The 8,480-nt window shown below is 30.9% G+C and carries 8 protein-coding genes; 5 read left to right on the top strand and 3 right to left on the bottom strand.

The window, feature by feature from the left end; all coding sequences use genetic code 11:
* Positions 1–439: 439 nt before the first annotated feature.
* The 5 genes from rnr to bamE all read left to right on the top strand — a co-directional run bounded on the left by rnr (position 440) and on the right by bamE (position 4,473).
* The gene (gene rnr / locus BUA86_RS14785) at positions 440–2,599 is read left to right on the top strand and encodes a ribonuclease R (protein ID WP_072933925.1); all 2,160 of its coding nucleotides are present in this window, start codon (positions 440–442) and stop codon (positions 2,597–2,599) included.
* A gap of 41 nt (positions 2,600–2,640) precedes the next feature.
* Positions 2,641–3,324, top strand: a complete 684-nt coding sequence (locus BUA86_RS14780) for a LysE family translocator (RefSeq protein WP_072933924.1) — start codon at positions 2,641–2,643, stop codon at positions 3,322–3,324.
* A 178-nt stretch (positions 3,325–3,502) separates the two neighbouring features.
* The gene (locus tag BUA86_RS14775) at positions 3,503–3,802 is read left to right on the top strand and encodes a type II toxin-antitoxin system RelE/ParE family toxin (RefSeq protein ID WP_072933923.1); all 300 of its coding nucleotides are present in this window, start codon (positions 3,503–3,505) and stop codon (positions 3,800–3,802) included.
* Between the two features lie 6 nt (positions 3,803–3,808).
* A complete protein-coding gene (locus BUA86_RS14770) occupies positions 3,809–4,090 on the top strand; it encodes an addiction module antidote protein (RefSeq protein WP_072933922.1) in 282 nt (93 codons plus the stop codon).
* Between the two features lie 62 nt (positions 4,091–4,152).
* Positions 4,153–4,473 carry an outer membrane protein assembly factor BamE domain-containing protein gene (bamE, locus tag BUA86_RS14765; RefSeq protein ID WP_072933921.1) on the top strand — a complete coding sequence of 107 codons (321 nt, stop codon included), beginning with the start codon at positions 4,153–4,155 and terminating at the stop codon, positions 4,471–4,473.
* An 89-nt stretch (positions 4,474–4,562) separates the two neighbouring features.
* Here the strand turns inward: bamE and BUA86_RS14760 are convergent, their stop codons facing one another.
* The 3 genes from BUA86_RS14760 to BUA86_RS14750 all read right to left on the bottom strand — a co-directional run bounded on the left by BUA86_RS14760 (position 4,563) and on the right by BUA86_RS14750 (position 8,480).
* Positions 4,563–5,318, bottom strand: coding sequence for an enoyl-CoA hydratase/isomerase family protein (locus BUA86_RS14760; RefSeq protein ID WP_072933920.1), 756 nt, complete (start codon positions 5,316–5,318; stop codon positions 4,563–4,565).
* A 141-nt stretch (positions 5,319–5,459) separates the two neighbouring features.
* Entirely contained in the window at positions 5,460–7,511 is a 2,052-nt protein-coding gene (paaZ, locus tag BUA86_RS14755) for a phenylacetic acid degradation bifunctional protein PaaZ (RefSeq protein ID WP_072933919.1), read from the bottom strand.
* 375 nt (positions 7,512–7,886) lie between these two features.
* Positions 7,887–8,480, bottom strand: a complete 594-nt coding sequence (locus tag BUA86_RS14750; protein WP_072933918.1) for an acyltransferase — start codon at positions 8,478–8,480, stop codon at positions 7,887–7,889.

Below are 8,480 nucleotides of genomic sequence, written 5' to 3'. Positions count from 1 at the left end.
AATTCTTCTATCTTAAATCTGATTAATCTTACATTTAAATCTAATTTACAATCCCTACCTCTAAATTTTAATTGTTGATATCTATAAAATTTAGATGTTAATTTATTGATATTTAATTATATATAAATGTTTTTAACTGTTAATTATTTCTTTTTAAGAATCTCATTAGTATCAATAATATGATAACAATTTAGCTTAAATTCATAGTAATTAAAAACGCATAATTATATTGTTATCTTTAAGGTAATATATAATTCCATGTAAATTTTTATCTTAGAGAAAGTAAGTAGTACATTTGCAATGGTTATGTTGTTTATTAACATCTTATAAAAAGTTATTAAAAATTCATTGAATATCAATTTATTAAGATGTTAGTTATTAACTATTTTATAATAAAAATCTCAATTAATTAACCTGAGATTTTGATACAAATCATATTATGCCAAGAAAAAACTTTAAGAATACAAGAGCCAAAAAAGACAAAAACATAACAAAGTTTACAAAGTCTATTATCGAAGTTTTATTTCAGAATCCTAATAAGCCCCTCAATTATAAACAGATTGCATCCGCATTAAATTTAACCAATCGTATCGATACAGAATTATTGATTAAAAATATTAATGTATTGTTAGCGGATAAGAAAATATCAGAAGTAGAAAGAGGTAAATATAAAATTAATGCAACCAACGATTATATGGTTGGTATAGCAGATTTAACTTCTTCTGGAAGTGCTTACATCGTAATAGATGGTTTAGAACAAGATGTTTTTGTACAGAAAGGGAAAACAAGAAATGCTTTAATGGGTGATACTGTTCGAGTATATGTTTATCCAAAGAAAAATAAAACTTCTACTCGTACAGAAGGAGAAATTGTTGAAATAATAGAACGTAATAAAACTGAATTTACAGGAATTTTCGAATTAGGTAAAGAAGGTAAATATGGTTTTGTTACCATGCAGAATGGAAATCATGATTTCTTTATTCCAAAAGAAAAAATAAATGATGCACAACCAGGGGAAAAAGTTGTTGTAAAATTAACCAATTGGCCAGAAGGTTCTAATTCACCATTTGGAGAAATTACACAAGTCTTAGGACAACCAGATGTTACAGATGTTGAAATACATTCTATCTTATTAGAATACGATTTGCCTTCGGAATTTCCTGAAGAAGTAGAAGAAGAAGCAAACAATTTAGATACATCTATTGATGAAGCTGAAGTTGCAAAACGTCGCGATATGCGAAGCGTACCAACATTTACAATTGACCCGAAAGATGCAAAAGATTTTGATGATGCACTTTCTCTTAGACAATTGGAAAATGGAAACTGGGAAGTAGGTGTTCACATTGCAGATGTAACGCATTATGTTCGTCCTGGAACATTAATAGAACAGGAAGCATATAAGCGTGCGACATCTGTTTATTTAGTAGATAGAGTTGTACCAATGTTACCAGAAATTTTATCTAACGTAGCATGCTCATTACGTCCAAACGAAGATAAATATACTTTTTCGGGAGTATTTGAAATGGACGACAACGCCAAGATTGTAAAAACTTGGTTTGGTAGAACAGCGATACATTCGGATAGAAGATTTACATACGAAGAAGCACAAGAAATTATTGAAGGAAAAGATGGTGATTTTAAAGATGAGATATTAACATTAGATCGCTTAGCAAAAACAATGCGCCAGAAACGTATGAAATATGGTGCTGTAAATTTTGATAAAGTAGAAGTGAAATTCGATTTAGATCAAAAACATAATCCACAAGGAATTTTCTTCAAAATATCAAAAGACTCTAATAAATTAATAGAAGAGTTTATGTTATTGTGTAATCGTAAAGTTTCAGAGTTTATTAGTTTAGATAAACATGGAAAAGAAAATGCGAATACTTATATCTATCGTGTACATGATGATCCAAATCCAGATAAATTATTAGATCTTAAAAACTTTATACGTCAATTTGGTTACGAACTAGAAATAGGAGATCGTAAAACAACAATTAATTCAATGAATAAATTGTTAGCAGAAGTAAAAGGAAAACCAGAAGAGAATATGGTAGAAACTTTAGCAATGCGAACAATGGCGAAAGCAAAGTATACGACAGAAAATATTGGTCACTACGGATTAGCGTTCGATTATTATACACATTTTACATCGCCAATTCGTCGTTATCCAGATATGATTGCGCATCGTTTATTACAAGATTATCTAAATGGTAAAAAATCGCCTGTAGCGGCTGTTTATGAAGATAAAGCAAAACACAGTTCTACTCGAGAAAAAATTGCCGCAGAAGCAGAAAGAGAATCAATAAAATATATGCAAGTAAAATATATGGAGCAATTTGTTGGACAAACATTTGATGCATTTATTACTGGTGTACAAGATTATGGAATTTTCGTAGAGATTCCAGAAACACGTTGCGAGGGATTAATTCGTTCTCGTGCAATGAAAGGTGATTATTTCGTTTATGACGAAAAAAATCATGCCTTAGTAGGTAAACAAACAAGAGTTAAATATCAATTAGGAAGTCCCGTTAAAATTAAAGTCTTAAATGCTGATTTAATCAAGAAGCAATTAGATTTTGAATTGGTTGATGCTTAATTTTCATATTTTAGACTTATCTTGCAGACCTTAATTTAGTTATGGAAATAATTTTTTCGGCCATACTGATAGGCTTCTTACTAAGTACAATTCTTATTGGACCTGTTTTCTTCTTATTGATAGAGACAAGTTTACGAAGAAGTTGGAAAACTGCTGTTGTACTAGATTTAGGAGTTATTGCTGCAGATATTTTGTGCATTGCTGCTGCATATTTCGGAAGTAAAGATTTCACGGATTACGTGACGAATCATCCAAAATTCTACCGTATTTATATAATTGGAGGTTTTTTTGTTTTGATTTACGGAATCTTCATGTATTTCTCTAAACCGAAGTTGCATATAGAAGGCGAAGCAGGCTTTGTAAGTAACAATTATCTAAGAACTTTTATCAATGGATTTATTATGAATTTATTGAATATAGGTGTCATTGTATTTTGGTTTGTTATTGTTTCATCTGTTATGATTCAATATCCAAAACCAAGCGATTTTATGCTTTACATGGGAGTTGTATTATTAACATACTTTGTAATAGACTTAGGTAAAATATTCCTTGCAGGTAAATTACAAAAACGTTTTACCGATCAAAAAGTTTTTATGGTAAGAAAAGGAGTAGGAATCTGCTTATTAATTTTCGGACTCGTTATTATTCTAAAAGGATTTGGTTTCTTTAAAGAAATAGATAAAAAGATAGAAAATAGATTGATTAATCAAGAAAAAATCAAATAAAAATATAAATAGCTTTAGAATTTTCTAAAGCTATTTTTTTATGTTTTAAAGCTTTTTGTGAAAGAATAATCTTATTAAGAAAGTCTTTTTCTTATATGCTAATTCTCTTTTTTCAATTAAAACATTAGTATATATCAAAAAAATACTAACTTTGTATCTAAGTGAATACAAAATAATCATGTACTTTATTGAAAAAACTACCGATTTTGATAAATGGTTACGTAAGTTAAAAGACTTAAGAGCAAAAGCTAAAATTTTAGTTCAAATTCAAAAATTAGAAAAAGAAGAACACTTTGGAGATTGTGAACCTGTTGGTAATGGAATTCGAGAATTAAAGATAAATTATGCAAAAGGATATAGAATATATTTTAAAGAAGTTGACGGAAAAATTGTGATTTTACTCGTTGGTGGAGATAAATCTACTCAACAAAAAGATATTGAAAAAGCAAAAGAGATTTGGGAGAAACTAAAAAAATAAGGTAATATGGAAACATCAAAATTTGACATAGCTGATTATTTAGATAGTAATGAAATGATTGCGGAATATTTAAATGCAATCTTAGAAGAAGGAAATGAAGCTGAAATTATTACTGCAATTGGTAATATTGCAAAAGCTATTGGAATGACAAAAATAGCTCAAGAAACAGGACTTAGCAGACCAAGTTTATATAAAGCATTATCTGAAGGTTCTAAACCTCAATTTAGTACTATAATGAAAGTTTTAAAAGCTGTTGGAGGACAAATACAAATAACTCCAATAAACTAAAATTCCTTTTTTTTTCGTTTTATTGATATTGTATATATTTGCTCACATTTAAAAATATTAATATGAAAAAAATATTACTACTTTCAATTATAACGATTTTTTTATCATGTAGTAAAACAGCTAATTTTGATAAATTAGAAGTAGGAATGACATCTAAAGAGGTGATAGATTTAGTTGGAGAACCAATGGAAAAAACTGACTTTTTTGGAGCAGAAATGTGGATTTACAAAGTTGGAGATTCAGGTCACATGGTGACAATCAGTTCAGATACAATTACAGGTCATAAATCATCAGAAGAATTAGCAGAATCCCTAAAAGGTCTTGATAAAGACTTTGAGAAGATGGCAGAAGGCATTGAAAATATTGATAATGGTGTTGAATAATTGACAATATTAGCTATCAAAATTAATAACATAAAAAAAGCAGTTTTACAATACGTAAAACTGCTTTTTGTTTATTTTAAGATGATTTCTTATTTACTTTTAAATTGATTAATAGCATTAATCGTAAATTCAGATAAAACCAATTCACCCGAAATTTTAGCACGTTCTATTAATAATTCGTCCCAATTTTCTGTTCCTTCCCAAGAAACGCGTTTAAGATGTTTCATCGCATCTGGATTAGAGTTTGCTAACTTGTCTGCTAAAGTTGCAATAGAAGCGTCCATTTCATCTACAGAAGGAAAAATTTCAGCATATAAACCTTTTTCTTTCGCCCATTTAGCAGATTGAAATTCTGTAGCATTAATTGCCATTTGTGTAAAAGCAGAATTTCCTACTTTTCTCTCAACAGCCGGACCAACTACAAAAGGACCAATACCAACAGCTAATTCAGATAATTTTACAGATGCAAATTCTGTTGCAAAAGTATAATCGGCAGCAGAAGCAATTCCTACTCCTCCCCCAACAGCTTTACCTTGTATACGAGCTAAAACAAATTTTGGAGCTTTACGAATAGCGTTAATAACATGTGCAAAACCCGAAAAGAATTCTAAACCTGTTTCACGATCTTTAATCGAAATTAATTCATCAAAAGAAGCTCCGGCACAAAAAGTTCTATCTCCAGCACTTTGCAGAACAATAACTTTTACAGTTTCGTCATTCCCTAATTTTTCTATTTCTTTCGCCAAATTTCTTAATTGACTTCCTGGCATAGAATTACTCTGTGCATGAAAAAACTCTATTGTTCCTATTCCGTTTTGTATCTCCGATTTTACGTATGCGTCCATTATATAATTTGTTAATGTGTTGATGTGATAATTTAAGAATTTTATTTATTATTAATCTCTGTCACATTGAGCTTTTCGAAATGTTATTGACACAATTCGAGAGAGAGTTAATTACGAAATTATCACATCAACGAATTAATATTAATCTTGATTTAATTTTTTTACCATTGTTAAAATTGTTGCAACAGCTACTGTTTCTCCAGTTTCATCGTAAACATCAACTAACCAACGAACAATTCCTTTTGCAACATCATCCTCGTCTTTCTTTTCTTGTGATATTTTTTCTTTACAAGTAAAACGAACTCCAATTGTAGAACCAGGATAAACAGGTTTTACAAAACGACATTCATCTAAACCATAATTTAATAAAACAGGACCTTTTTTCGCTAATACAAATAATCCTGCGGCTTTAGATAAAATGTAATATCCATGTGCAACATTACCTTCAAATATAGTTCCTTCGAAAGATGTTGCATCAACATGTGCATAAAAATTATCACCAGATAAAGCAGCAAAAGCATTAATATCTGATTGTTGAATAGTATGTTTTGCAGTAATTAATGTATCACCAACATTTACTTCTTCAAAATGTTTTGCAAATGGATGTTTATCTTCTTCAATATAATCTGCACCATATTGATATTGCTTTGTAACAGCTGTTAATTTGTTTGGAGAACCTTGGATAGCTGTACGTTGCATATAATGTAATACACCACGTTTTCCTCCCATTTCTTCTCCTCCTCCTGCACGTCCCGGACCACCATGTACCAATAATGGAAGTGGAGAGCCGTGTCCTGTAGATTCTTTGATACATTCTGCATCAAGAATTACAATACGTCCATGCATAGAACCAGCATTTAATACAAATTCTGTTGCAATATCATTGTCAGCAGTAACAATAGAACAAACCAAAGAACCTTTACCCATACGAGCTAATTCTATTGCTTCTGAAGTTCCGTTGTAAGGAATAATTGTAGAAACTGGTCCAAATGCTTCTATGTCGTGAACATCTGTTTTATTAAAAGGATCGTTGTTTAAAAATAAAATAGGAGAAATAAAAGAACCTTTGTTTTTATCAGCACCTTTTACATCAAAATTATCTAAATTTCCAAATACAATTTCTTGAGATTTAGCTAATTCTTCAACTTTTTCTCTTACTTCTTTTACTTGTGCTGCTCCAGCTAAAGCTCCCATACGAACACCTTCTACATTTGGATCTCCAATTGTAGTTGTAGATAAACGTTGACCTAAAGCTATTTGTACATCTTCTACTAAATTTTTTGGAACTAAAACACGACGAACTGCAGTACATTTTTGTCCTGCTTTTGTTGTCATTTCTCGCGTAACCTCTTTAATAAAAATATCAAACTCTGCTGATCCAGGTTGTACATCTTCTCCTAAAACACAAGCATTTAATGAATCTGCTTCTAAGTTAAAAGGTACACCTTCTGATGTAATTCTTTGATGCGCTTTCAACATTTGACCTGTAGAGGCTGAACCTGTAAATGTTACAATATCTTCCGATTCTACATAATCTAAAATACCATTTGCAGAACCTGTTATTAATTGTAAAGCTCCGTCTGGTAAAATATTAGACTCTATGATAGCACGAACTACAGTTTCTGTTAAGAAAGAAGTAATAGTTGCAGGTTTTACAATTGCTGGTACACCAGCCAATAAGTTAACTGCAATTTTTTCTAACATTCCCCAAACAGGAAAGTTAAAAGCATTTATATGTATTGCAACTCCACGTTTTGGCGTAAGAATATGCGTTCCTAAAAATGTTCCGTTTTTAGATAAGTTATGTGTTTCTCCTTCAACATAGAAAGGTTGATCTCCAAATTGACGACGTAAAGACGCATTTGTAAATAAGTTTCCAATTCCTCCTTCTATATCTACCCAGCTATCTGCACGAGTAGCTCCAGTTGCCCAAGAAACAGTATAAAACTCTTCTTTTCTATCCATTAAGTATAATGCTAATTTTTTCAGCATTAAACCTCTTTCCTGAAAAGTCATTTTACGTAAAATTGGACCTCCAACATTACGTGCATAATCCATCATCGCACCGAAATCTAAACCAGCCGATGATGCTGTTGCAATCTCGTCACCTGTAATTGCATTATATAACATTTGCCCATCAGACGAACCTTTTGTCCATTGTCCTAAAGCATAATTTTCTAATTGTTTAGCCATTTTATTTTGTGTTTTTTTAGATGATTTTGTTCTTAGTTATTTTGGGCGATCGGGCGGGCTTTTCGTTACAATCTTTTTTGTGAATTTTGATACCTCAATTCGCAAAAAAGGATTTCCTCTTCAATCCCTATCGCAGATTTATGTTATTTTAAAATTGTCTTACATTTCGACAAGCTCAATGTGACAATTCTATAATCACGTTAAAATCTTCATTTTTTCTGTCAGTTCGAGTGTTTTTCGTAGAAAAATGTATCGAGAACTTAGACATAAAAATGCTATTGACTTAAAATTTAATAAACTCTTACACTATTATATTTCAAACTGCATGAGATCCTGAAACAAACCTCTAATTTCCAATTTCGTGTAACAGAAAGCTTACTTTGATTGGTTCCAAGTTTTATAATTAGATTCCATAGAATCGTAATAATAATCGGGAACTTCTGTAAGTGGTTCACAAGGTTTTAAACTTTCATGGCAATCACTTGGTAATTGCATGTATTGCTGTGTACCTTGATCTTTCCATTCTATCATTTCATCAGAAACTTCTTTTACGATTTTTGCAGGATTACCAACAACCACACTTCTCGATGGAATATGAGTATCTGCTTTTACAAATGCTAAAGCACCAACTATACATTCATCTTCAATAATAACATTATCCATAACAACAGCATTCATTCCGACCATACAATTTTTACCAATTGTAGCACCATGAATAATTGCTCCGTGACCAATGTGTGCTTTTTCTTTTAAACGAACTGTTGTTCCGGGAAACATATGTATTGTACAGTTTTCTTGTACATTACAATTATCTTCAATAATAATTTGTCCCCAATCACCTCGCAAAGCACAACCAGGACCTATATAAACATCTTTTCCAATAATTACATTTCCAGTAACAACTGCTTGTGGATGAATAAAGGCAGATGGATGAACGACGGGTTTATATCCTTTAAATTCGTAAATCAT

The sequence above is a fragment of the Chishuiella changwenlii genome (genome assembly GCF_900142565.1).
In the GTDB taxonomy this organism is placed as follows: Bacteria; Bacteroidota; Bacteroidia; order Flavobacteriales; family Weeksellaceae; genus Empedobacter; species Empedobacter changwenlii.
Note: the sequence above shows the minus strand (reverse complement) of the source record. Positions and strands in the feature narration are given on the sequence as shown.